The organism is Rhizobium sp. WCS2018Hpa-16 (assembly GCF_031843705.1).
GTDB lineage: Bacteria > Pseudomonadota > Alphaproteobacteria > Rhizobiales > Rhizobiaceae > Agrobacterium > Agrobacterium tumefaciens_C.
Window position 1 is genome coordinate 169,961 of sequence record NZ_JAVTIX010000005.1, and the last position, 24,207, is coordinate 194,167.

The 24,207-nt window shown below is 56.8% G+C and carries 18 protein-coding genes; 4 read left to right on the forward strand and 14 right to left on the reverse strand.

Translation table 11 applies throughout. The annotated features are described in order from the left end of the window. The first annotated feature begins 287 nt into the window (after nt 1–287). Nucleotides 288–1,424 (forward strand): polysaccharide biosynthesis/export family protein, encoded by a 1,137-nt coding sequence (locus tag RQI55_RS16415; RefSeq protein WP_042617059.1) that lies wholly within the window; start codon nt 288–290, stop codon nt 1,422–1,424. A 33-nt stretch (nt 1,425–1,457) separates the two neighbouring features. On the opposite strand, the gene RQI55_RS16420 is transcribed toward RQI55_RS16415, so the two are convergent. From RQI55_RS16420 to tssA, 14 genes are all read right to left on the reverse strand, one after another. Beyond that, the gene (locus RQI55_RS16420; RefSeq protein ID WP_042617058.1) at nt 1,458–2,324 is read right to left on the reverse strand and encodes a protein kinase domain-containing protein; all 867 of its coding nucleotides are present in this window, start codon (nt 2,322–2,324) and stop codon (nt 1,458–1,460) included. Continuing rightward, nucleotides 2,311–3,744, reverse strand: a complete 1,434-nt coding sequence (gene tagF, locus RQI55_RS16425; protein WP_042617057.1) for a type VI secretion system-associated protein TagF — start codon at nt 3,742–3,744, stop codon at nt 2,311–2,313. The genes RQI55_RS16420 and tagF overlap by 14 nt, the downstream gene beginning before the upstream one ends. Before the next feature lie 78 nt (nt 3,745–3,822). Then, nucleotides 3,823–7,299, reverse strand: coding sequence for a type VI secretion system membrane subunit TssM (gene tssM / locus RQI55_RS16430; RefSeq protein WP_311273174.1), 3,477 nt, complete (start codon nt 7,297–7,299; stop codon nt 3,823–3,825). Beyond that, a complete protein-coding gene (gene tssL / locus RQI55_RS16435; protein WP_243258253.1) occupies nt 7,296–8,807 on the reverse strand; it encodes a type VI secretion system protein TssL, long form in 1,512 nt (503 codons plus the stop codon). The genes tssM and tssL overlap by 4 nt, the downstream gene beginning before the upstream one ends. After that, on the reverse strand, nt 8,804–10,144 hold the full coding sequence (tssK, locus tag RQI55_RS16440) for a type VI secretion system baseplate subunit TssK (protein ID WP_243258252.1): 1,341 nt from the start codon (nt 10,142–10,144) through the stop codon (nt 8,804–8,806). Before tssK ends, tssL begins: the two co-directional genes overlap by 4 nt. Beyond that, nucleotides 10,134–11,339, reverse strand: a complete 1,206-nt coding sequence (locus tag RQI55_RS16445; RefSeq protein WP_311273173.1) for an FHA domain-containing protein — start codon at nt 11,337–11,339, stop codon at nt 10,134–10,136. The genes tssK and RQI55_RS16445 overlap by 11 nt, the downstream gene beginning before the upstream one ends. Beyond that, nucleotides 11,336–12,355 carry a type VI secretion system baseplate subunit TssG gene (gene tssG / locus RQI55_RS16450; RefSeq protein ID WP_042617052.1) on the reverse strand — a complete coding sequence of 340 codons (1,020 nt, stop codon included), beginning with the start codon at nt 12,353–12,355 and terminating at the stop codon, nt 11,336–11,338. Before tssG ends, RQI55_RS16445 begins: the two co-directional genes overlap by 4 nt. 10 nt (nt 12,356–12,365) lie before the next feature. Then, nucleotides 12,366–14,150, reverse strand: coding sequence for a type VI secretion system baseplate subunit TssF (tssF, locus tag RQI55_RS16455; protein WP_042617051.1), 1,785 nt, complete (start codon nt 14,148–14,150; stop codon nt 12,366–12,368). After that, the gene (gene tssE, locus RQI55_RS16460) at nt 14,143–14,652 is read right to left on the reverse strand and encodes a type VI secretion system baseplate subunit TssE (protein ID WP_042617050.1); all 510 of its coding nucleotides are present in this window, start codon (nt 14,650–14,652) and stop codon (nt 14,143–14,145) included. Before tssE ends, tssF begins: the two co-directional genes overlap by 8 nt. Next, nucleotides 14,645–15,469: a type VI secretion system accessory protein TagJ gene (locus RQI55_RS16465; RefSeq protein WP_042617049.1), complete on the reverse strand. Its 825-nt coding sequence runs from the start codon at nt 15,467–15,469 to the stop codon at nt 14,645–14,647. The genes tssE and RQI55_RS16465 overlap by 8 nt, the downstream gene beginning before the upstream one ends. Further along, nucleotides 15,466–16,860, reverse strand: a complete 1,395-nt coding sequence (tssC, locus tag RQI55_RS16470; RefSeq protein WP_042617048.1) for a type VI secretion system contractile sheath large subunit — start codon at nt 16,858–16,860, stop codon at nt 15,466–15,468. Before tssC (RQI55_RS16470) ends, RQI55_RS16465 begins: the two co-directional genes overlap by 4 nt. A gap of 61 nt (nt 16,861–16,921) precedes the next feature. Continuing rightward, a complete protein-coding gene (gene tssC, locus RQI55_RS16475; protein ID WP_192065662.1) occupies nt 16,922–18,403 on the reverse strand; it encodes a type VI secretion system contractile sheath large subunit in 1,482 nt (493 codons plus the stop codon). A 93-nt stretch (nt 18,404–18,496) separates the two neighbouring features. Continuing rightward, nucleotides 18,497–19,006 carry a type VI secretion system contractile sheath small subunit gene (gene tssB, locus RQI55_RS16480; protein ID WP_042619947.1) on the reverse strand — a complete coding sequence of 170 codons (510 nt, stop codon included), beginning with the start codon at nt 19,004–19,006 and terminating at the stop codon, nt 18,497–18,499. A gap of 66 nt (nt 19,007–19,072) precedes the next feature. Beyond that, a complete protein-coding gene (gene tssA, locus RQI55_RS16485) occupies nt 19,073–20,131 on the reverse strand; it encodes a type VI secretion system protein TssA (protein WP_311273172.1) in 1,059 nt (352 codons plus the stop codon). Between the two features lie 219 nt (nt 20,132–20,350). On the opposite strand from tssA, the gene tssH reads away from it, so the two are divergent. The 3 genes from tssH to RQI55_RS16500 all read left to right on the forward strand — a co-directional run bounded on the left by tssH (nt 20,351) and on the right by RQI55_RS16500 (nt 24,185). After that, nucleotides 20,351–23,005, forward strand: a complete 2,655-nt coding sequence (tssH, locus tag RQI55_RS16490) for a type VI secretion system ATPase TssH (RefSeq protein ID WP_042619945.1) — start codon at nt 20,351–20,353, stop codon at nt 23,003–23,005. A 60-nt stretch (nt 23,006–23,065) separates the two neighbouring features. Next, a complete protein-coding gene (locus RQI55_RS16495) occupies nt 23,066–23,542 on the forward strand; it encodes an Hcp family type VI secretion system effector (protein ID WP_042619944.1) in 477 nt (158 codons plus the stop codon). A gap of 142 nt (nt 23,543–23,684) precedes the next feature. After that, complete coding sequence (locus tag RQI55_RS16500) at nt 23,685–24,185, forward strand: hypothetical protein (protein ID WP_042619943.1); 501 nt, start codon at nt 23,685–23,687, stop codon at nt 24,183–24,185. Nucleotides 24,186–24,207: the final 22 nt, after the last annotated feature.

Consider the following 24,207-nt stretch of genomic DNA (forward strand, 5'->3'; position numbering starts at 1 on the left):
GCCTTCTAGCTGCCTAGCCGAGCAATATGCTTAGACATCGCAACGGAGCCATCAGGCCGCATCCGTCGGCAATGAGGGGTGAATTTTAAGGGTATGCGCTCCGCAGTCGAGCTGTGCATCGCCAAGTACTATAAAATTCAATGCCTTACGTTACGTAAGTGGTTGCTGAAAGGCAACAGCGCGCTTGTTACCGCTCTCATCTTTTCAATTTTCAGCTTCACTGATATTGTCCGAAATCGCTTTGATGCTATTCCTGCGTGTATGTGATTCTATTGCGGGGATGTCGGATGAAGAAGGTTGCGTCGGTACTTCTTTTGGCTTTGTTGGCCGGTTGTGCAAAGCCCTCGGATGGTCCGACTGCCGGAAATATCCGGTCAGCAACTCTTCCCAAAACCAACGAAAAAATTCGTGTTATCGAGTTGGCGGACGCACCTGCTGCGCCATTGTTGCAGTCTTCGCTGGAAAGCGCTAACGGCCCGGGCCTGACTGCCTTGCGTAATACTGGCTATAATTCCCAGCGTCTGCGTCGTGGCGATGTTATTGACATCACTGTATTTGATACGGGCGAAGATGGACTTTTCTCGTCGACGCAGAGCAAGACCCTCAACCTCGGACGTTTTACGGTTGATCAGAGCGGCAGCGTTAATCTGCCATTCATTGGCAAAAAGCGAGTGATCGACTCGACACCGGAGGGCCTGCAGTCGCAGGTCGTGACCGGTCTCAAGGGGTCTGCAGTCAATCCCCAGGCTGTTGTCACAGTTATCGATAAGCCGACCAGCGCGGTTATGCTGAGCGGCGCAGTCAAGACGCCCGGCAAGATTGCGCTGACTGCCCGACAGGAACGGGTGCTGGATGTTATCAACCAGTCTGGTGGGCCGACGGTCGCACCGGCTGCAGCGCAGGTGACTGTTGTTCGCGGAAGCCAGCGCGCCAGCGCCTCGCTGGATCGCATCATGCGGGAAGATCGCCAGAATATTCGCGTGTCACCGGACGACCAGATCATGATCGATGGCGATGCCTCCAGCTTTACTGCGCTGGGCGCATTTAAAAGCGCAGGCGAGTTTCAGTTTGAAACTGGAAAGATGACGCTTGCGCAGGCCGTTGGTCGTTCCGGTGGTTTGCTGGATGACCGCGCTGACGCCCGCAATGTCTATGTTTTCCGCAATGAGATTGTGAATGTGCCAACCAGGGCACCTGCGGGCTCGAAAGATCCGGTCGCTTTTACATCAACGATGAAGCCGGTGATTTATCACGTCAATATGCGTGATGCGTCCAGCATCGCCTTGATGCAGCTCTTCCAGATGCAGAAGGGCGATGTTCTCTATGCGAGCAACGCGCCGCTGGTGGATTCTGCCAAGCTGCTGACGGTCTTCCAGAAGAGCGTGCCAACCGCAGCAGCGCCGCCGCCCGGCGGTTCAAACTGATTTCTGCCGAGGCGAGGCGGCGGTGATATAACGTCACTCGCCGCTGAGAAGAAGAGCCGCATCGGTAGCAGAACGAGGGCGCTTAGACGCATCTGATGCGGTGCACAGCTGCATAAACCTTGCAAGCTTTTCATCCGCCTCGCCATCAAGCGCGCTGATCATCCGCTCTGCGAGCCTTCCGATCGAATAGATATCGTGCTTCGGATGTGCTGCTTCGCCCGCCAATTGCTCCGGAGCTGAAAATTCAGGTGAACCCGCATGGCTGATGCCGTGCATATGGTGGAATTCGCCTGTTTTCAACGTTATCCCGAAATCGCCAAGCCGCGCCTTGTCGAGTTCTCCGTCTGGAACGAGAAGATTTGCGGGCGTGATATCACCGTGGACGAAACTCTCAGCATGAAGAGCAGAAACCCCGCTTAGAAGCCGATGCAAGCTGGCGTTGATCTCATGCGGTGTCAGTTTTCTGCTGCTCAGAAGAGTTGCTAACGTAAAAGGCGTCCATGGCTGCAGCAGGCCCGGCCGCCCGTCCGTCAGCCGTAGCAGTGCCGAGATTTCCTGAAGGCAGGGATGCCGAAGGGAAAGCCCGATCTCAGCTTCTCTTCGCAGGTTCTGAACGAGAAAGGCATCATCACGCGCTTTTTCCGGCACTGTCTTGATGGCGGAGGAGGTGCCTAGGTCGCGATGAGTTACCTGCAGGATTTGTGTGGTTTCCGTTTCATGGGTCACAGCCTCAACAATGAAACTGTTTTCGATATAGTCAGGATTTTGATGAGCCAGCGCCGTCGCCTTGCGGTCAAGTGCATCGCGAATACGATCTATCACGTCGTCCGGTGTTTCCGACCGTCGTATCGCCGCCCACAAATCGGCAAAACGCCTAGCAACCTCGTCATTGCTGCTCAAGCTGGTTTCCGATCACAATCGCGCTGATATTCTCTCTGATATTCTCGATAAGAGCTTCCTGTATCAGAGCATTGGCGCAATCGTCGATCCGCGTTTCTTGCAAGATCTCGGCAACCACGCGCTCTTTCAGAGCCTGTATAAGCGGGAAACTGCACAGCAGGAGGCGGTCGCGCAAGCCCCATTCTTCGCTTAGTGTATCTGGACGGAACTGTTGGGAAAGCCCAAGGCATTGCGACAGCTGCTTCCTTATGCCGACGCTCACGTGATCGCGCGACAGCATATGCATGGTGCCATCCCGCATCAGATAGGCGCGCGCATCACCTGACCATAAAACTCTGAGAGTGTTTTCAACAAGAGAAGCCAGAACCACGCTTGCCATCGGCCGTGGTGCTTCCGTGCCGACCTGGCGTGATAGCAACAGGCTGTTGACGGTGCCGAGTTTGCCTTTGATATCCTGCGCGACAAATTCAGCATGGTCGTTGCTCGTTATGTCTGTTAGCGCATTCATTGTCAGCCTTGCAGCCTCGACTGCTGCATTGCTGTCTCCCACACCGTCGGCAATGGCAAAGAGAGCAGGGCTCTTTGAGACGAACAGTGCGTCCGCGTTGACGCTGAGGCGCGTGCCCGGATGGGTGGCGTAACTGTAAACAAGTGATGGCGCGGGTGCAGCTTGCGGCGGCGGGGTTGGCACAGCAGCGGGTTTTGGTGGGACAGCGGGTTTGGTTTCGGTCGTGGCTTTCTGAGGCGGGGTTGAGGCGGGGGCTGCATCCGTGGCCGCCTCATCCGTGGCAATCTGCTCACGAAAAAGCTTCACGAAATCCGTTGCCTTCGGCTTTCCTTCAAATTTCATACCGCGGGCGCGGCGCGTGTCGGCGTCAATGTACCACCACAGGCTTATCGGTTCCCCGGAGCGGGCTGAAAATCTGATATCTTCATCTTCGCCCTTCGGTTTAGGCATTCGCAACCGTTTGATCGCGGTGGTGAAACGCTGCATGTCGAAGTCTTGTGTCATGGACGTTTCGGCCACCGCCTCTGCTGCCATGAACCACGTGTCATCAAGATAGATCGTTCTTGGATGATAGTTGAAGTCTGCCATCTGCGCCAAGACGACCAACGGATATTTACGGCCAACCCTGTCCCGGCTGGGAAGGAGAACACCCGCATAGGCATTGGGGCCCCAAATTCCGCGCTCGGTAATGAAGCGCAATGGAGGGGATGCGGAAAATACGGAATTCCAGCGCGACGCGAATGCATCAGCACAGGCGTGCATTCCGGCCTGTACCCAGCCATCGAGGGCGCCGATAAGATCGCGGTCCAGACCCTCGGAGAGGAAATCTCCGTGGCTCTGGATTTTCCCGAAAAAGCCAATCCGGTCGCTTTCGACCGCTGCTTTTGCGGGAGTGCTGACTTGCTTTGCCATCAGACTGACAAGTCAGCTCTGCGGCGTCGGTCTAGTTTCATTGTCATCATCCCCTCCGTTAAAGGTGACATCTGTCGCTCAGAATTGAGCAGGGCAGCTAAACTTCGCAAGCGCGTCCAGCCTGAAAGGATTGAGCACTGATCCAAATTGAATATCGAACTCTGCCACCTGACCGCTATTCTCAAACCTCGCTCGCAACAGATCACCGGCTTGATTATCGATTTTAGCATCATCGAGCAGGCGGAAAGGAGACCAGTCTCCGTTTTCTGTTTTCGCCTGCTGCCAACCACCTGGCTGGAAGGCGATGCGCGAAAGATTGGCGGAGTTGGCCTCCGATGGCCACGTGATGGATTTCGCCTGAACCGGACCATGATAATAGACGACCCGCTCGCCTTCGATTTCCAGCATCACCGCGCTGGATGCCTGAGACAGCGACACCGGCTTTACGTTGATGGAAACGGCTGGGACTTCACTTCCATTGGGAAAGAATGCGCGGAAGATCTTGTCGGCATTCTCGAATTGCGCAATGGCATCGCTGGGTATACCGGTTGCGCCAAAAGTACCTTTCCAGCCCCATGGCGTTGTCGTCTTGTCCACGAATGGCTCCATGCGCTGTTTGAAGAACGTCTGGAAGGTGCCGGTCGGGCCGAAAAGCCTCGTGAAATCCGCCATCGCAACATCTCTCGGCGATGCCCGATCAAATGGGTAGCGTCCAGAAACTATGGATGAGCAAAGTGAAGCTGCCTCTGCCGCCCAAAGGTCGGCAATCCGGCCACGGGCGGATTTGACCGCTAGCGAGCCGACATCGGCGGCAAGCCCAGCAACCCATATATCAAGCGGTGCCGGAAGCTGACGGGCCTCTTGCAACAGATCCTGATTGGCTTTCGTCAGCTGGCTGTCCACATCGAACACCTTCGCCACCTCATCTGATGTGGTTGAGGAGCGTGCCAATTGCTCATGCAGTTCTTTGATATTTACCAGAAGCTGTTCGGATGGTGAACCAGCGTCCTTGCTGCCATTCTCCTGGTTGGCACTGCCTGAACCTTTCACCGCCAGCATGTCGCGCAGAGGGCCGTAGGGGTCGGAGGCATCGACGGTCGCGGATAAAATCGCAGCGGTATTGTCGCCGTCTGCGGTTGAGGCAAGTGTCGTCAAACTTGCCCCCGCATTGGGGCGCAGGTCTGTGGCATCGGCAATGGATCTGGCGGCTTCAATGACAATGTTGCGATCATTGGCCAGAATACGTGTGGTCTCCACCGCGTCACCAAGGCTTTGCGAAGGCTTGATGCGGACATCTGTGAGAAGGTCGTTCCAGCGCTTTTCAAATCGGTCGAAGTATATCTGAAGGGCGGCCTGCGCCACGGTTTCAACCGTTGCACCACGAATGGCATCGTCAGACCCGCGAACCCAGGCCTCAGACAATGCGACGCGAGAGGCATAGGAGACCTGTGGAATGACGACGCTGCGATATCCATTGGCGGTAAACAGCCCTTCGATACCATCCACCAGCGGTGCCTTGCTTTCACGTTCCACGGCACGTTCACCAAGCGGACCGAACGCACCAGAAGGGTTCCACTCCGCAAGCTCGCGTGCCTGCGGAAGGCCAGCCAGAATATCATAGGCACGCGCACCTATGGCCTGATTCCGGATCGTGTCTCGCGCTTTGGATATCAGCCTCGCATCAAGTTCAATCGGTGCAAGTGCACCAGTCGCCAGAGCGCGAGCATGTCGATTGAGTGCATCGCGGGCAGCAGCGCGCCCATCCCCCGGATAGAGTGAGGCAAACATATCGTGCGACTGCACAGTCATGAAATCCCGATCGAGATTACCAAGACCACCCAGCATGCCGTAAAGCTTGAGTGAGTTGAACGTGCGTGTCACATCGTTCTCATCTTGTAACTGCTTTTGCAATTGCACGATCATTCGCGGCAGGAGCAATGCATTCAGCGCACGCTGGTATGCGTCACGCTGCCGTCCTGCGATCTTTTCTTCCTGATCCAGCCCGAAGCCAACGTTCCAGACGCGATCCTTCTGAAAGCCGGAATTCACGTCGCGCAGATTGTCGAGCGCCGGCAGGATGCGCAGAAAATCGGCATCCGATACATTGCGCACCGGAATACCCTGTACGAGCTGCTGATAGGCGTTCAGCTTGCGGTCGGCTTCCGCCAGCGCCTGCGTATTGGCGAAATAGGTGAAAATCCAGCCAGCGAAAACGATGGCTACGACAGCCGTACATACGCCATAAGCTACGCGCCGGACCAGCAACTGTCTGCCGGAAAGGCGCTTGTCACGCATGACGAGTGCAGCTTCCGGAAAGATGACGTCCTTGAAAAGGCGCACGAGAAAGTAACTGCGGTGGGCGCGAGGCGCTGTTGTGCCAGCTTCCGCCTGTGTGCCCGACGCAAAGTAGACACCCCGCAGCAACGGCGATTCGATGAGCGGCGAACTGGCGCAAAGCTCGCTCAGTGCCTCGTGCAGTCTGTCCTTGAGCTTGGAAAGTTCTGCCGGGAAGCGGAAAATGCGCCCCCTGATCTCGGCATTCTGCTCCTGTTGCAACCGTTCGATCAGCATCGCATCGACACGCTGCTGCAACAGTTCAAATTCTTCGAGAAAGCGTTGCGGAAGATCCTGCCCAGAATAGCTTTCGTCCAGCTTGAATGTCGTGCCCCAGACCTGATGGCGATCCGTCTTGTTGAACCCATCGAAGAATTCGATGAAACCGTCCAGAAGGTCAGCCTTTGTCAACACGACATAAACAGGCACGCGGGCATGAAGATACTCGTCCAGTTCCGACAGCCGCTGCCGGATGGATCGAAGCTCTTGCCGCTGTTCTTCCGGGTCACGCGTCAGAAGGTCGTGGATGGATAGAGTGACGAGCGCACCATTGATTGGCTGGGAGCGACGATAGCGGCGCAAAAGGTTGAGGAAACCCTCCCATCCGGCCTTGGATGAGCCGTCTAGATCGTCCTGTGTGGTGTAGCGCCCCGCGGTATCGATGAGGATTGCCTCATCCGTGAACCACCAATTGCAGTTTCGCGTACCGCCGATACCCTTCACGGCGTTTTCGCCCAGAGCGTCACCCAGCGGAAATTGCAGGCCGGAATTGGTCAGCGCCGTGGTCTTACCGGAACCGGGTGCCCCGAAAATCACATACCAAGGCAGATCGTAGATATAGCCAAACCGCTTCTTTGTAACGCGGCGCAAGAGGGCAAGCGCCTCTTTCAGGCGGGTTTGTATTTCCCCGACCTCTGCATTCCTGTTGTTGAGCGCCTCTTGCTCGATGCTGTCTACGAGTTCCTTGTCCTGCTTGCGGGCACGGTAGAGCGTGACAGCGATGTAGATGATCCAGATCAGCAGGATGATGCCGATGGCGATCAACCGCGCTTGGGTTGTTCCGAACGGCTTGAACGTGCCGAAGCTGACGAGATAGCCGTAGAACCAGATGACGACGCAGAGCGCCACGGCCCACAGCAAGGAGATGAACCGCCTGCCGATGATGGAAGCGTAGCTATCGACATATGACCGGATCGTATAAAAATAACTCAGCGGATTCATTGCTGGGCCTCACCTGGTTGCTGTCCGGTTGTCGTTGTAATTGTGGGGGAAAGAATGCCCGCTTCGCTCAGTTGCTCGCCGGGATTGGTCAGCACCATGATTTCAGTTCTGCGGTTCTTCTCGCGACCTTCCGCCGTGTTGTTATCGGCAATCGGGTCACTATCGGCGCGGCCCTCGGTCAGGATGGCATCGGGACCGGTGAAGGTGGAGAGAATATCGCCCACCGCCTTGGCACGAGCTTCCGAAAGGTGCCAGTTTGATGGAAACTGGATGGTTTTGATCGGCACATTGTCCGTGTAGCCGATAACAACCGCACGGAACTTGTCGGCCGCAAGTGCGCCGCCAATTCGTTGGATCAGATCACGAAATTGCGGGCTGACATCGGCGCTTCCCACATTGAAGAGGCCGGAATTGTTGATGCGCACGCGAAGGCGCCCATTCACATTTGCCAGCGTTACCAGATTTCTTTGAACCTCTGGCTGGAGGAAAGCCATCAGATTATCCAGTCGCGTCGGTTTTGGCGGCTCGACAGTCCTTGGAGGCTCGGCTCTCGGTTGCTGCGCCTGAACAGTGGGTGTTTCCGGTGGGGAAGGCGGTGTTGTGATGAGAACACTCGGCGTATCCGTTGGCGGCAACGATGCCAGCCGCTCGAAGGTTGTATCGGAGGCGCTGTTCAGAGACAGGGTGAAGAACAGGTAGCCGAAGGCGAATGCCAGTGCGATCAGTGAGAGCAGCGTCCAGAGTGCTGCCATGGTGCGCAGCGGCGTGTGGCGGGCTTGGACACCCTGCCAGTGCGGAGACAGTTCACGCTCAAACACGCCATATTGGCCAATCAGCGTTTTATAAAGGCTGTCGCGGATTCGGGAAAGCTCGAGCGCTCCCTTGGCGGAAACGCGTGTGCGACCCTCAAAGGCCAAAGAAAGGCTGAGATAGAGGAGCAGCAGAAGATCTTTGTTGGCACCCGGCGACTGGTGAAAATGGTCGAGAATATCGAATACGCGGTCACCGCCGGTCACATCGTTATGGAAGGTGGAAACGAGGCCGGAGCGCGCCCAGCCAGCACGCACGCCCCACGGCTTGCTCAAGATAACGTCGTCCACGGTGGCGCACACCACGTAATGGGCGGCTCTGGCGCGTTCCGGGCTGATACGCGCTGACCCCAGGTCGCGCTCGTAACGTGTGATGGCTTCCATGCAGGCGCGGCGCAGATGTTCCGGGTCGGGTTCAACATCGCTGAAGCGCAGCACATGCGCAAGGTTGAGCAACGGCGCTGCCGATTGCACCAGCGTTGGCACCTCTTCGCCGCCGAAACGGAAATTGGAAAGCAGCGCATCGATCGGCAGCGAATTATCGCCGCGTCCCGCACGTGCGGGCACAATGTCAGTCTCGATGATGTCATCCAGAATGGCAGCCATGTTGCGGGCATTCTTGTTTCGAAGCCGGCTTTCGTCGGTGATTTCCACCACTGTCGGCAAATCCTGCCATGAAGAAGGCTTGTCGTTGCTCATTCGCGTAACGCCCACATTTCCATCTCAAGGCCGGGGAACTCACCCGCGAGATGCAGCGCAATGGCGCCAGAGGTTTCAAGCTGCTTCCAAAGAGGTGACTTGGTATCGATCTCGAAATAAATCGTGCCCGAGCGATAGGGGAGCTGTCGCGGCAACACCGGCAGAGACCGGACGGGAATGCCCGGAAGCGCCACATTGACCAGCTCTGAAATGCGCTCCACCGGACCGACCTTGATCTGCGCTGGCAGTTTGCGGCGAATGTCCTCGGCGGACATGTCAGCTCGCACGGCGAGAACGAAGCCGGCATCGCGCAGGAGGGTGCGATCGTGAATGGTTCCGACGCGCACGCCGTGCCTGCGCTCTATGAGTTCGATGGCGACAGCGGCCTGCTCGAGAACGGCTGAGAGCGATGTGCGTAGATCATCGAATACGGCGGCGAAGCTTGTTTTCAGGTCGTCATGCCGATAGGGCGGAAAATCCGTTGCGCGCTTTTTATCCGTCGTGAATGTGGCAAGTTCACCGGCCAGCTGAATGCAATCCTCGTAAAAGCGAATGGGGTGGAAGCGCGTTGCATTGGCGGAACGGTGAGCAAGCAGCGGATCGGCGCGATTGAGTATCTGCAGAAGGAAGTAATCCCCCACTTCCGCCGTGCCTCTGATCGTCGGATCACCGATCCGCTCCGAAATGGCCTGTGCCCGGTGCCTGACGATGCCAAGCAACTCGGTCAAAAGTTCGCTCAGCCGAGATGACGCGGCGCAGTTCAGCACCGGCGGGATGAAATCTGGGTCCAGGATTACGGCGCGGTCAGACCTGACTTCAACAACGCGAGCCAAACCTATGAGGTCATAGCCGGAAAGATCATCACCGGTTTTCAGGAACTTCAGGCTTAGCCGTCCAACTTCGATGGGTGCTACGAAATCGGTATCAACATTGGCGTCCGTGGCCTCATAGGTCGTGGCAACAATCCGCACGCTGTTGACATCGGCTTTTCCACCGGTGGACATGTCAGCCTTGCCGGGTTGGCGGGCGGGAAGCGCCAGATACACAATGGCATTCTTGACGCTCTCATCCAGATCGAGCGGCAAAGGAAGGTCGGTATCTTCAGGGGCTTCAAACGGCGTTCCATCCGGCAGGATACCGCGCAGATTTGACAGGGCGAACTGCCCGATGGCAAGTGCGCTTCGGTCTATGCCAATCTCTGCCACACCCCAAGGGTAGGGCGAGAGATTGCGCGTCGTGTTGCGCACAAGTCGTTCCGTCCAGCGGTCGGATTGCTGAAAATGTTGAACGCGAAGGAACATGCCCTCGCTCCAGGCGACTCGGTTTTCATGCCTCATCTTGGTTGCTTACCCCCTTGGTGTCTGTTTGGCGTGGGTTGAGAGCCTCTTCAAGTGCGGCGTCTCCACGCGCTGCCCGTTGAAGAAATTCCCTGACCGATAAAGCTCGGCCACCCTCTTCGAATTGCTTTTTGAATGTGGACCAGTAGTCCGTTCTGCTGATCATCTGCCGCCATTGCTTGTGAGCAAGCAGGGTGCGCCAGTCGTTCTGCGCGTCTGCCTTCGCTTCGATCAGCCTCGGCTCCAGCTTGAGCGTGGAGGTACGGATCAGCGTTTCGAGCGATGACGCAAGAAGCCGTTGCTGGCGAATGAGGCCCTCAAGCCGCGCCCTGTCGGTCGTTGCATCGGTCTCATGCGCGAGGTCGGCTGGGTCGATATCCAGAACGGCTAGGCATTCTGCCGTTTCTCTTTCCAGTTGCGTCAGAAGATCATCGACCGGGTCATGACCCGGCGCACTGATGAAAGCCTCTGGCTCCTTTTCCTGCGCTTGCGCTTCCGGCGTGAAGATCGCGTCGAAATCCTGCGCGTCCGGCTTCGGCTTTGCAGGGCGGGAAACGAGCACGGGAATGTTCATTGCATCGGTATGTTCGTGTTTGCTGCTTTCGACCGGCTCCTCGTTCCAGTCATTTGGCAGCACGGTCCCAACGCTACTGGTGGAGGGCGGGGCATCCCAGCCCACTTCCACATTGCGCGAGATGGTCTTTGTCTTCTTCCCCGATGGGCTTGGTTCAGCATCAGGCCAGCCGTCATTAGAAGCGCCTGCGGCGATCGGCCCTCGTGAGGCACGACCGCTGGGGGTAATGTCTGAGAGGATTGCCGAGATTGTCATTGTCTCGTCGCTGATGCGCAGTGACTGATCGGGATCACTAAAATCCGCCTCTGCCTCACCGGTAATCACGACCTCGAAGGTGCGCGTGCCGATGCCGATGCGTGAGCCGCTTTGCAGACGTGTCGTTTCGCCCTCCAGCAATAATCGTCCATCCACCTGAGTTCCATTGGCGCTTTGGTCGACAATGAAGAACCCGGCCTGATCCCGCGAAATAGTGCAGTGATGCTTGGAGACCCGCCGAGCGTCGTCATTCACTTGCCAGTCGCTATCGCTGGAACGCCCAATCATGCGACTGCCGTGTTCAAGGCTCCACTGGTTGGGCTTTGCTCCACCGTTCGTTTGTGCGCCCTTCAGCACAAGTTTCATGATAACGCCCCCACGCTGGAGATCGCCGAGCCTTCGCGCTCGGTTATGATCGCATCCATGCTATCCTTGCCTGCCGGTGCAACCCGCGCCCAGCTGTTCCAGCCAAGTCTTGCCGGGGAGGCGTCTTGGCCAAGGCGGCAGAACGGAATGTCCTCTTTCTTCAAAATGACCTGAACATCGAAATCGAAACCGCTGCCGACGAAAAGGCGTGCCACGGCGAAGATTTCGGCAAGCCGTTTCGAACCGGGCGTCAGCGCCAGATAATCCGCATAGCCAACCGGGCCGAGAACGATGCGAAAGCGGCTGCTGAAATCCTCGATGGCACTGCCAGCTGTCACGTTCTGGCCCAGACGCAAGCCACCGGCTTGCCCAAGTTGGCTTTGCTCGTGGACAGGCAGCGGCACCCAGCGTCTGCAGAACTGCTCGATGGTTACAGGCAGGCCGGTGAATTCCTGCAGCATCGAAGTCAGCGCCGTCGTGTTGCGGTTGCGATTTGCCAACAGGCCGCTAAACCGAAGGAGAACGTCGTCCTTGACGCCAGCATTATCACTCAAACCTGCAGTGCCAAAGCCTGTGAGCGACAGCAAGGTCTTGCGGAAAGCATTGTTTTCGCGGTCTTGCGACCAGCGCAGCCCACGCGCCATCCGGTATTTTTCGGTCGCCGAAACAAAGAGTTCGCTGAAACGGGCGGCAAACAGGTTGAAGAAGCTCGTCAACGCCTTGGAGCGATTGCGCTCCTCGCGCTGCTGCAATTCCGAATAGCTAGGCGGCAACGAACCCAGCGGCCCGATGATAGGGGCAAAGGCAGAGCGCAGTTCGAGCGTGCCATTCTTCCTGCGATAACCGCTGATAACAACGGGGGTAGGGCGGGCACCGTTATGCGATCCGATCGTCAGCTCATCATCGGAGGCCAGATGCTGCGCAACCCGGAATGCCGTGGCAGGCTCGAAGCCACCTGGGTTCGTTGCCAGAAGCTCTGCTTGCTGTTTCTCAATGTCGAGCATCTCACGCTGCATCGTCTTCCTCCTACAACAGGGGTCGGTCCGCCGCACGGGCAGGCCAACGGGCAAGAGGTTCGGAGTGGCCCCGCATTGTCGCGGTCAGGCGGGTGAAGCTGTTGATCGAGGTGTAGAGCCCGAAGAAATGGTTGAGCACACTGGCGAAGATGTAGGCCGCAGGCCTGTCGATCATTGCTGGGTCGAATTCGAGCGTGGTGTCAGTGCCGGGAACCATGGCAGAGCCAATGCGCGCATGGGAATTACGGGCTTCGACTGATGTAATCGCTTCCACCAGCTGTCGCGTTTCAGGCGAGTCGCGGAAGGCATAAAGGGAGAGAATATCCTTCAGCGGCGCGCCACCATTGTCGAATAGCGAAAGATGATTGAGCAACAGGTGAGACACCAGCCGCCATTCGCGTGCCGAACGTTCATTCATCCGCACGGCGGGCGTTGGCGGCATCAAGGCCTGGATCGAGCCCACGGCCTCGTTCCCCGCAGATAGCTGCAAAAAGGGATGCCCACCGCCAAAGGGAAGCTGGCTTGGCAGCTCGCGGTTGATGCACAGCGTATCGACGCTGGCGACGACATCAAGCGGGCCGAGCGGACCACGTTGCTGATCGATGAACGCAATATCCGTATCGGAGGAACCGTCATCATCATCGAACCGGCGATAGGTCTGCCAGAATACATTGGACCCGTTGCTGCGTTGCGTGCGACCGAAGAAGGGGGATGTCTTCTCGATCTGGCCTGAACGGGTGGTCAGTTGCACGTTTTCCACGCCGTAGATTTCGCGGGTCCGTTGCCGCCTTGCGTCCGGCAGCAAGCGATATTCCGTGCGGGTGCCATCAAGCGTCAACGGCTCGCAGCTCTGCTTGAAAAGATTGATGACAGGTGACGCGTTGAGCACGAAATCCTTCGCTGCAACCATTCTCTCGAGGCGAGAGTCGGCGGCATCAAGATAGATGTAAAGCTCGCAGTCGCTACCGCTCCATTGATCGAGCCCGGCAATATCGAAACACAGGAACTTTTGCGGAAGCGCGAAGAATTCTGTCAGCAGGCGGTAGCCATCAAAGCTGTTTGCTGGGTAGGGCAACATCGCCTCGTCCTTCGAGAAGCCTGATGGCTTCAGGCTCGACGGCGGTAGAAACACGGCGTTGCGGTCTTCGGAATGCTGCGCAAGCGCAAGGCCTATGCAATGGTTGGTCAGCAGTTCATGAAGTGCCGTTGCCTGCTGCCACGCCGAGGAAATAAAGATCTGCAATGAATTCAGGCCCATTTCGCCAAAGCTTGTGGGCCGGGGCGAGGTGGTGCGCAATGAAAGGCGCAGACACGATGCGGCTCCAGCGGATGAGGGCGAAAAGGGCGCATCGATCGGCTGGCTGGCAAGCGTCGCAGAGGCGATCTCCAGCGGTACGATATGGACGTCTTGTGTGGTGCGGAACCGGCAGCTTTCACCGCCAATCGGCTCGGCCAGAATTTCGCTGTGTCGCGGCAGGGTCTGCACGGTTGCCAGCGCAGGGCTCGGCGAAAAATGCACGACGCTCATGGAGGGCAGCGGTGCAAGATAATGCGGGTACAGCGTCTCCAAAAGGCTGTCGGAAAGCTCCGGAAACTCGTCATCCAGCTTCTGGCGCACGCGGGCTGCGGAATAGGCAAAGCTTTGTATCAACCGTTCGACATGCGGATCATCCGCAACCTCGCCGGTCATGCGCAGTCTGCCCGCTATCTTCGGGAAAGCGGCAGCGAAGCGAGACGCGCGCTTTCGCAATGCGAAAAGCTCGTCATTGTATTTTTCGAGAAAGCCTTCAGCCATGACCCGCCTCCACAAGGAAACGCTGGGTTGATGGATCAATCTTGGACTCAAAGCTGATCGGCGGCATTCCTTCATGAAGGCGGAAGGTTGCGTTGATCCGCATCCGCAAAGCCCGGTCTCCATCAATGCGGTTTTTTATGATGGTCACCGTCACGTCCGACAGGCGCGTTTCGAACATGGAAATCCGCCGTTCGATTGTCTGCGCCAGCTTTGCCTTCGACTGGTCGGTGACGAGGTTTGCCGAAAGAATGCCGTCCACGCCGTAGCTCACCAGCGCGTCCGTCAGCTCCTTCAAGACAGCGGGCGGTCCTGCCGGATTGCGCCTCGTGTTGAGCAGCTGCTCAAGATCGCGCCTGATGACTTCGCGCATCTCCCGTACTTGGTCGGAAAGACTTGTTGGAGGATCGCTTTCCATATCCGGCGCGTCATCCAGCAGCCGGTCGAGAACCGAGCGGGCCAAAGTTCTTTGCTTGGGGCGGTACTGTTCCAGCGGATTAACCAAGGGCTGACTGCCTTTCTTGGTTGCGCGCCGGTGCCGACATGCTGGAGATTTCATGGAAAGGCACGAGATCATCGCCAACAATCAGGCAGCGTTGGCCGCTTCCAGTCACAAGCGCCGCGTCCTCGTCCCAGACTGTTTCGCGCGCCAGCAGCAGTGAGGTGCTGGTTTCATTGCCGTGGTAGAGCGCGGGCAGCAGGACTGAGGCGATAGCGCCATCGTGAAGGGTCAAGTCCGCCTGCCGGTAGGCCAGATCACGCGGACGGCTCATCGGCTCGATGGCGAGGCTTTCGATGCGATCATAATCGATCCAGAGATATTTGCCGCCGTTGGTCAGCACTTCAAGCGCGTGAGGTACACGGTCGTCGAGGTCGCGAATGTAGCCCGCCTTGCCCTCGTTCACGGTAAGGGAAATTTCGGCACGCTTCTCATCCAGTTCGGCCAGCGCCTTGCGTGCGGTTTTTGCGTCACCGTCACGGGCGGCAATATTGGCCTTGATGGCCAGCTGGTCCAGCTCGGATGGTCCATGTGTGAAGTCGGGAACGGCACCTTTCTCGAACCACGCTACCCGCGCCGCCATGGCCCGCAAATGCTGGCGGAAAAGGGAAAAGCCGACGGCATCCTGCGGCGAGAAGGTTGAGGCCACGTTGCATTGGGCGTCCGCCTTTTCAAGTTCACCCGCCAGTATCAGGAGATCGATGTAGAGATAACGCCCCTCTTTCTCGGAGGCGTTTTTCTTCACATGGTCCCGCGCATGGGCAATCGCTTCCTGCAATTGGTCGGCATCGATGAGGCGGGTGATGTCGTCGCGAAGTGTCATGCTTGTATCCTTTGTGGCTCAGGCGAAGACCGCGTAATCGATGCGGTTGGCGTGGTTGTCTCGGCAATGAGGTGAAAGCTGGTGGATACGTCGTCCAGTTGGAAATGCGGCTGCAGCCGCACCGTGCAGGAAAAGCTCCCCGGCTTTCCGGGAATTTCGTAAACCTTGATGCCAGCTGAGCGCAGCGGATAGCGGATACGAAGCGAAGCTTCCGCGTCGTCATTGCCCAGAGTGTAGGACGACAACCAGTTTTCCAATTTGCGCTCAATCGTCAGCGCATCGCTGAGCTGGCCGATATCGTCGCGCATGATGACCTTGAGGTAGTGCGAGAAGCGCGAGGCGCAGAGCACATATTGCAGCATGGCTGCCAGCCGCGCATTCTGGCGGGCGCTTTCCTTGGAATAGTGGCCAGGGGCATGGAGAGATTGATTGGCATTGAAAATCGCCATGCTCGACAGATATGTTGTCGATACAGGCACGATGCCGAGATCGGAAAATTGCTGCTCCTGACCCATGGTCAGCTGCATTTCGACGGGCGGCTGGGCGGAAAGACCGTTGCTCTCAATGCCCAGATCAAGTGGCGGCAGCTGCCAGGACGACAGCATTCCGCCGTCGATCTCATCCTGCGTTACGCCGCGAATATCGGCAAACCAGCCTGAATCGATGAAGTTGCGCACCACCACTGAGGCGAAGGCGAAAGCGGGGTTGCCCCACAGCAATGTATCTCCATCTTCGCCAATATGTTCGCGAAATGGAAACGGGTCTTCGCGTCGGCGGGAAAAGGGTTTGTGGGGCGAGCGAAGCAGGATGCGCGGCGCAACGAGGCCGATGAAACGGCTGTCATCGCGGGCGCGCAAGGCATTCCAGCGCAGGCGCGATTTCTCCTGCTTCAGCCATGAGAAATCCTGCACGCGGACCAGTTCCGAAAAATCTTCCAATCCGATTGTGGACGGAGAGGCACCGGCAATGAACGGGCAGAACGCGGCAGCAGCCACCATGCCGATCTGCGACAATGTGGTGATGCCGTCTACACCACCTATATCGTCAGGGGAAAATGCGTAATCACCTACCATCAGGCCGATGGGCTCTCCACCCGGCATGCCGAATTCGCGGTTGTAGACGATTTCGAAAAGATGGCTCTGATCGAAGTCGGTTGCCCTTTCCATGCTGCGCGCCAGTTCACGCCAGCTCGCATTCAAAAGCTTGATCTTGACCTCGGGGCTACGGCTCGCCTCCCGCACGACCATGGCAAGGCCACGCCACCGTGCTTCCATGGCCTGAAATTCGGCATGGTGCAGAATAGCGTTAACCTGGCGGTTCAGCGCATCATCGATCAGCGCGATGAGCTGATCGGCCTGACTGCGAATGTCCGAAACGGACCGTGGCGGCATGAATGGGCTCCGGGCAAGAAGGCCGGGACGGGGGCGGGAAAGCCCCCATCACCTGTTTGGTTCAGTTCTTGGTTGGAATACGAGCGACCATGCGCAGCGATGTGGTCAGTTCTTCCATCTGCAACCACGGACGCATCCATGCGACTGCGTTATAGGCACCCGGCTTGCCCGGAATTTCCTGAACAGTCACTTTCGCATCCCGCAAAGGATACTTCGCTCGCGACTCTTCGCCCGCTTCGTCATTGGCGTTGACATAGTTGGAGATCCAGCGATTGAGCCAGACTTCGCAATCGGATGCTTCCATGAAGGAGCCGATCTTGTCGCGACCCATGACTTTCAGGTAGTGGGCGAAACGAGAGGTCGCCATCATATAGGGCAGGCGCGCGGAAACTGCGGCATTGGCAGTTGCTTCCGGGCGGTCGTAGAGTTTCGGCTTATGGGCCGTTTGCGCTCCGAAGAAGACGGCATAATCCGTGTTCTTGTAATGGCACAGCGGCAGGAAGCCGAGCTTGCCAAGTTCGGCATCGCGACGGTCGGTAATGCCAACTTCAGTCGGGCATTTCAGATCCAGATCGCCGTCGTCGCTGGAGAACACATGCATCGGCAGGTTTTCAACCTTGCCGCCGTTCTCCGCGCCGCGAATGGCCGTGCACCAGCCATATTTGGCGAAGGCATCGGTCAGCTTCGTTCCCATGACGTAGGAAGCGTTCATCCAGCAATACTGGTCGTGCGGCAGGTCACCATTCGGGGAACCATTCGTCTCATCATAGGCGAACTCGTCCACAGGATTTGTCTTCGGGCCATAGGGCATGCGCGCCAAAACACGTGGAAGGGCCAGCGTGACGAAGCGTGAGTCGTCGCTCTCGCGGAAACTACGCCATTTCGCATATTCCACCGTGTCGAAGATCTTTTCGAGATCGCGCGGCCGTGCCAGGTCGCGGTAATCGTCAAAGCCGAACATGTGCGGGCTCGCAGCCGAGATGAAAGGCGCAAAGGCGGCAGCGGCAATGGATGACGCGCCCTGGAGCAGCTGGATATCATCAAACGAATTGTCGAATTCGTAGTCGCCGATGATGGCACCCATCGGCTCGCCACCGGGTGTTCCAAACTCGTCTTCATAGATGGACTTGAACAGACGCGACTGGTCAAATTCCACAGCCTTTTCAAGATCGCGTCCCAACTCACGCTTGGATGCGTTGAGAACACGGATCTTTAGATTGACGCTGGTTTCGGAGTTCTTGACGAGATAGTTCAGCCCGCGCCATGTGCCCTCGAGTTTGGTGAATTCCGGGGATTGCATGATCGCCGAAAGCTGACTGGATATGGCCTTGTCGATTTCGGCAATGGCTTGGTTCAACGTAACGGTCAGGTTGCGATCGTATTTGACGGTGCCTTTCAGCGCCTGGTCGGTCAGCGTGCGCAGCAGGTTCTGGGCGCGATCGGGTTCGGTTTGGCGAGTGGCAGCGACAACCTTAGACAGCAGACCGCCGTCCTGTTCGGTTGTTGCCTGTGTCTCATTCTTCAGCAGGCTCTCAGCGCTCATTTTTCAATCCTTCCAAATGCGGCGTCTTTCGCCGCTAGAACAGGTGAAGCCCCGTGCGCCGGGGCCATCAAAGACAGGTTGAACTGCAGCGAATTACTGTGGTGCGCCATTTTTCTCTTTCAGTTCGGATACGAGCTTGCCGAGATCCGTCTTGTTCTGAAGGATGTCCTCCAACAGCCGCTCAAGGTCTTCGGATCTGTCCGCCTTGGACAGAAGGTCACGCAATTCGTTGCGCGCATCGAGCAGCGCTTTGAGCGCAGGCACCTGGTCGACAACCGATGCCGGAAGGAAATCGTCCATGCTTTCGAACTTCAGGTTCACCTGAATATCGGTGCCATCGTTCTGCAACGTGTTAGGAACGGCAATGTTCAGACCAGGTGTCATGCGGCGCATGACTTCATCGAAATTGTCGCGGTCGATCTGAACGAACTTTCGCTCACCGAATGGCTTTAGCGGCTGCGTCGGGTTGCCGGAAAAATCGCCCAGAACACCAACCACAAACGGCAGTTCCTTCACCACCATCGCGCCTTCGGTTTCCACCTCGTATTTAATGTGAACGCGGGGCTTGCGAACCCGCTCCAGCTTTTCGTGCACACTTGCCATTCAAACCTCCTTGATGCCTTTTGGGCATTGCTGACTGAAGAGAGCGCTCACGCTCCCGTGGTTTCACTATTTTCCGTTGTTCTCGCCGCCGGGCTTGATGCCCGCAGCCGTCAGCACAGCGTTGCGTGCCTGCGCCTCGGGTAAAAGCTCCGCGAGCAATTCTGAAAAATCCATGCGCCCCCTGCGAACCAGTGTTTCAATGGCCAGCGATATTGGAGAATGTGGCTCCATCCGGCGGAAATAACGCGCAACTGTAAGAAGAGTTTCAAAAGCTTCGTCACGTGAAGCGATTTCTTCGGGATTTTTTATCGCTGTTTTCTGAACCGCTGGCTGTGCTGGTGCGCCGCCATCCTCCGCTATCCGTGCAATCTCGCCGACGGCAGCAGGAATTTCGTCGCGCCCGCCAAGCGCGCGGATAGCGGCTGCGACCTCGATCAGGGCGTTGCGAATGTTGGAACTGGCAGGCGCATTCGCCCCGCATTTCTGCGAGAGGATCATGCTGATCTCATCAAACAGCGACAGACACGCATTGACCTGCGCAAGATGGGTCGACATGGCCGCAATGCCTGCTTCGGACGCCGCGTTATACAGCTCTTCCTTGCGTTTGGTTTCGGATGATCGTTGTGCCAGCTGGAAATCCCAAAGCGTGTTCTCACCGAATTTGCCGCCAGGAATGAGAGAGCTGAGGCGCAAAGGCTGAATGAGCGTTCCCTCGCTGCCAATGCCGTTCAAACCGGCAAAGGGTGCAAATCTTTCATCATCATCCTCGTCGCTGATAGAGCGGACCGAGTCCCACTGGTTGCAAAATATATCATATGTAACGCGGTAAACTTCACGCAGCCCGAGAAAGCCCTTTAAGCGTAGTTCTGCTTCAGCAAGCCATGCTAATATTTCAACGTCGCGACTTTCCGAATATATAATTTGCAATCCGAGATTGCTGACCTCTGTCCATTTATTAGAAACCCGAAGAACTTCTTGTGGTGAGACAGTGCGCTCTTCTGCTCTTGCTTGGTTTCTTTCGTCTTTAATTTTGTAATATAGTTCGCGAGTTCTTTGGTTGGAGCGAATATTTTCTCCACAATCGCCAAGGTATTCTTTAACTGAAATGTCTTCACTGAGATCCAAAGCCAGTTTATCCCCCGTAGAAAATGATAGTTCTGTGACAGTTACTTCCGTTACGTAAGGTTATTGATTGAACAGACTTATGGAAAATGAGGCATAATTGTGACCACCCCTTTTTAAACTCGTCAAATAAAAATGCAACTTTCGGCTAGACAAGCGAGTTTTAGCAACCTAACTATGCCACGTCACGTTGTGGAATGATCCAAACTGGAGGCTCGCTGCATGTCGCAAATTGATCTCAATCGCCTAGTAGAAGCGCTTGAGCCGGGGTTGCGCGTGTCGCTTGAAAGCGCTGCATCTATAGCTGCGCGGCGCGGTCATCAATTTGTAGATATTTCCCACTGGTTGTGTGCAGTTGTGGAATCGGACACCAACGCTGACCTTTTCCAGCAACTTCAGATACCGACAGACAAGCTCCAATCCGAGATTGATCGTGCTCTCGATGAGGCTGCGATTGGTGATGGGGAAGCACTGGCACTTTCGCAAAACGTGTTGACTGCAGGACGTGAGGCCTGGCTTCTGGCATCCCTGCAGGATGGCCGCACAAAGATTGCGCTGCTGCATCTTTTGCTGGCTTTGGACGAGGACGCATCGCTGCGCAGCATGGTCCGCGCCGCTTTTCCGTCGCTTAAACTCATGGATCGCGGCGCTTTAGAGCGTTTGCGAAGCGAAGATGTGTCGCAACCGACAGAAAATCGGACAGATCCAGCGCTCGGCGGTGCGGGCAAAGAGCAGAATGATTTCCTGCGCCTCTACACTCAGGACATGACCGACGATGCACGCACAGGAAAGCTGGATCCTGTCATTGGCCGTGACGACGAACTTCGCCAGATGGTTGATATCCTGACTCGCCGTCGGCAGAACAACCCTATTCTGGTGGGAGAGGCTGGCGTTGGCAAAACCGCAGTCGCCGAAGCTCTGGCGCTGGAAATCGTGTCAGGCAACGTGCCCGAAAAATTGCGAAATGTTCGGCTGTTGAGCCTCGATCTGTCGCTGCTTCAGGCCGGGGCTGGCGTTAAGGGAGAGTTTGAGAGGCGGTTGCACGGGGTGATTGACGCGGTAAAGCGTTCAACTGATCCCATCATTCTTTTCATCGATGAAGCACATGGTCTGGTTGGTGCGGGTGGCGCCAGCGGGCAGGGCGATGCAGCAAATATATTAAAGCCTGCACTTGCCAGAGGTGAAGTTCGGACTGTCGCCGCCACCACCTGGGCTGAATACAAGAAATACTTCGAGAAGGATGCGGCTCTGACCCGGCGGTTCCAACCTGTGCATGTGCGCGAGCCGGATGAAGCGACTGCCATTCGCATGTTGCGTGGTGTTGCGGATAGTTTTGTGCAGCATCACGGCGTCGTTATCCGTGATGAGGCGATTGTCGCCGCGGTGCAATTGTCCGCTCGTTACATGCCCGCCCGCCAACTGCCCGACAAGGCCGTCAGTTTGTTGGATACGGCATCTGCCGCTGTGTCGCTGGCACGCCAGACGCTTCCTGAAAAGCTGCGATCCATGGAGAATGAACGAACACTCCTTTCCACCGAACTGGAATGGCTGGCGCGTGAACCAGCAAGCGAGGACATAACCGCCCGCATTGATGCGATTAAGTCCGAAATTGGAAATCTGGACACGGCGATTGAAGGGCTGCACTCGCGCTACGACGCCGAAATCGCCGCGCTGAGTGTGCAAGACGACGGCAAGGGCGGCGCTGATGCTGCCAAAAAGAAGCGCAAAGCTTTGGCGATAGCCCCTGACAACAGTGACGAGAGGTTGGTCCCGACAGTTGTTGACCGGGAAATGATTGCCGCTGTTGTCTCGCGCTGGACTGGTATCCCCCTTGGTAAATTGCTGGCGGACCAGATTGAGAGTGCGAGATCGCTTGACCAGCGCATGAAGCAACGGGTTGTGGGTCAGGACTGGGCGATTGATCGCATTGCCGATGCCATGCGCGCTGCCCGCGCTGGTTTGTCCGATCCGCGTCGTCCGCCTGCAGTGTTCCTGCTGGTTGGCATGTCGGGCACAGGCAAGACGGAAACCGCGCTTTCGCTAGCTGACATGCTCTATGGCGGTAACAGCCACCTGACGACGATCAACATGTCCGAGTTCAAGGAAGAGCATAAGGTCTCCCTCCTTCTCGGCTCGCCACCCGGTTATGTGGGGTATGGTGAGGGTGGCGTTCTGACAGAGGCCGTTCGCCGCCGCCCGTTTGGCGTGCTGTTGCTGGACGAAATCGACAAAGCGCATCCGGGCGTGCAGGATATATTTTATCAGGTTTTCGATAAAGGCATGTTGAAAGACGGCGAGGGCCGGGACATCGACTTCAAGAACACCACCATTTTCATGACCGCGAACACAGGTTCGGAGCTGCTGACGGCACTCGCTGCCGACCCGGACACGATGCCGGATGGAGAGGCTCTGGAAGCGCTGCTGATGCCGGAACTGACGAAACAGTTCAAACCGGCATTCCTTGGGCGAACGGTCATTCTGCCGTTCATGCCTTTGGGGCCGGAGCAGCTTTCCCGTATCGTCGATATGCAGATCGCAAAGGTCAGCGGGCGCGTCCATGACGCCTACGGCACGGAGTTGGCTCTTTCAGATCGCGCCCGTGACGCGCTGGTCGGACGGGCGGGCTCGAGCGAAATTGGCGCACGCGCCATCGAAATCATGATTGGCAGGGATTTGTTGCCGCCACTCTCCAGCTTTTTCCTGGAAAAGGTCATCGCTGGCGAGAAGGTGAAGCGGATTACTGTCGATTTTGGTGAAAGCGGTTTCGACATCATTGTCGAAGCGGCTGGGGAAAGTGATGAATTCGCAGCAGCCAAAAAGGGTGCAGTGGATAAAGTTGCCGCGTCGGATGGGAAGTCCCGGCGCATGCGGCAGTAGTTGAGAGGCAAACACGACCTCGGAGCAAGAGGTCTTTCATTAGCTACAGGAGCATTAAGCATGCCAATTTATTTGCAGATCGACGGTATTCAGGGTGATGCGACTCACGAAGAACACCGCAAGTGGATGGATATCGAGGCCATTCACTGGAACGTATCCCGCAACATGAACACCTCTGCTGGTTCTGCTGCAAACCGCGAAGCCTCCGAGCCCACCATTTCGGAAGTTATTCTCACCAAGGTGAGCGACTCGTCCTCCACAAAGCTTTTCAGTGAAGCGTGCTCTGGCCGCCAGGGCAAGCTTGCGACGATCCATCTCGTAACGACAGGTGACCCAGGCAACACCTACATCCAGTACCTGCTGACGAACACACTGATCGCCAGCTACTCCGTCGATTCCAGCGGTGATCGCCCCGTGGAGACCATTAAGCTCAACTTCACCAAGATGGAAGTTAAGTACACGCCTGCCGATGAAAACAACACGCAGCAGGCGCCAATGATCGCTTCTTACGATCTGGCAACAACCAAGGCCGGTTAACAGATCGGTCCGGCCCGGCGCTTCCATGGCGCGCCGGGCCAGCTCTTGCGTCATCGCAGTTCCGACAGTTCGGATACGCGCAGGTTCCATTTGTGCCAGGTGTTTACCGTCCGCTCTCGGACGCTGCTGGGAGAAGTTATCAATGCCAAATTTCGCTGTTTCAACGGACTCTTTCGTCGTGCGCCCGGTGCGCGAGGATGAAGTCGTACCTGTTCAACGCATGGGGAAGGGTCCTGACTCATCCTATATGTCTCTGCCCGATGGGCCTCGCCAATTCAACTCTCGGATGGCTGCTGGCGGTGCCGTCGCTGCTGTCTTCAGCCAAATATCGGGCGGGGTCAATGAATACTCGCTATCGGTCTGGCTCAAGAAGTGGCTCAAGGCGAATGATGCCAAGATCAAGCAAGCTCTTCTCCAGAAGGGCCACGGCGCATTCGCTTTGCAGGTCAATTACGCCATCGGCAATTCCTTCGGTAATCAGGTGTTTATGTCGCGAGACATCTACCTTCTGGGAACCGCGCAATCCGGAAAAGAGATCGGCACCGTTTTGACGCCTGAGCTGATGTTTGGTCCAAAAATCGATGACGTCCCAAACAACGCGACGAAGTTTAAATACGCATATCTCGTCGGAGAGCGTCTCTAATTGCGTTGAGCCCGAGATTTTT

Excerpts from the sequence above, each read along its gene's own strand:
- RQI55_RS16465 (WP_042617049.1), bottom strand. The coding sequence starts at position 15,469 with ATGACACTTCGCGACGACATCACCCGCCTCATCGATGCCGACCAATTG.
- tagF (WP_042617057.1), bottom strand. The coding sequence starts at position 3,744 with ATGGCAAAGCAAGTCAGCACTCCCGCAAAAGCAGCGGTCGAAAGCGAC.
- RQI55_RS16415 (WP_042617059.1), top strand. The coding sequence starts at position 288 with ATGAAGAAGGTTGCGTCGGTACTTCTTTTGGCTTTGTTGGCCGGTTGT.
- tssC (WP_192065662.1), bottom strand. The coding sequence starts at position 18,403 with ATGAGCGCTGAGAGCCTGCTGAAGAATGAGACACAGGCAACAACCGAA.
- tssG (WP_042617052.1), bottom strand. The coding sequence starts at position 12,355 with ATGCAGCGTGAGATGCTCGACATTGAGAAACAGCAAGCAGAGCTTCTG.
- tssK (WP_243258252.1), bottom strand. The coding sequence starts at position 10,144 with ATGAGGCATGAAAACCGAGTCGCCTGGAGCGAGGGCATGTTCCTTCGC.
- tssF (WP_042617051.1), bottom strand. The coding sequence starts at position 14,150 with ATGGCTGAAGGCTTTCTCGAAAAATACAATGACGAGCTTTTCGCATTG.
- RQI55_RS16445 (WP_311273173.1), bottom strand. The coding sequence starts at position 11,339 with ATGAAACTTGTGCTGAAGGGCGCACAAACGAACGGTGGAGCAAAGCCC.
- tssL (WP_243258253.1), bottom strand. The coding sequence starts at position 8,807 with ATGAGCAACGACAAGCCTTCTTCATGGCAGGATTTGCCGACAGTGGTG.
- RQI55_RS16495 (WP_042619944.1), top strand. The coding sequence starts at position 23,066 with ATGCCAATTTATTTGCAGATCGACGGTATTCAGGGTGATGCGACTCAC.
- RQI55_RS16500 (WP_042619943.1), top strand. The coding sequence starts at position 23,685 with ATGCCAAATTTCGCTGTTTCAACGGACTCTTTCGTCGTGCGCCCGGTG.
- tssM (WP_311273174.1), bottom strand. The coding sequence starts at position 7,299 with ATGAATCCGCTGAGTTATTTTTATACGATCCGGTCATATGTCGATAGC.
- tssB (WP_042619947.1), bottom strand. The coding sequence starts at position 19,006 with ATGGCAAGTGTGCACGAAAAGCTGGAGCGGGTTCGCAAGCCCCGCGTT.
- tssC (WP_042617048.1), bottom strand. The coding sequence starts at position 16,860 with ATGCCGCCACGGTCCGTTTCGGACATTCGCAGTCAGGCCGATCAGCTC.
- tssH (WP_042619945.1), top strand. The coding sequence starts at position 20,351 with ATGTCGCAAATTGATCTCAATCGCCTAGTAGAAGCGCTTGAGCCGGGG.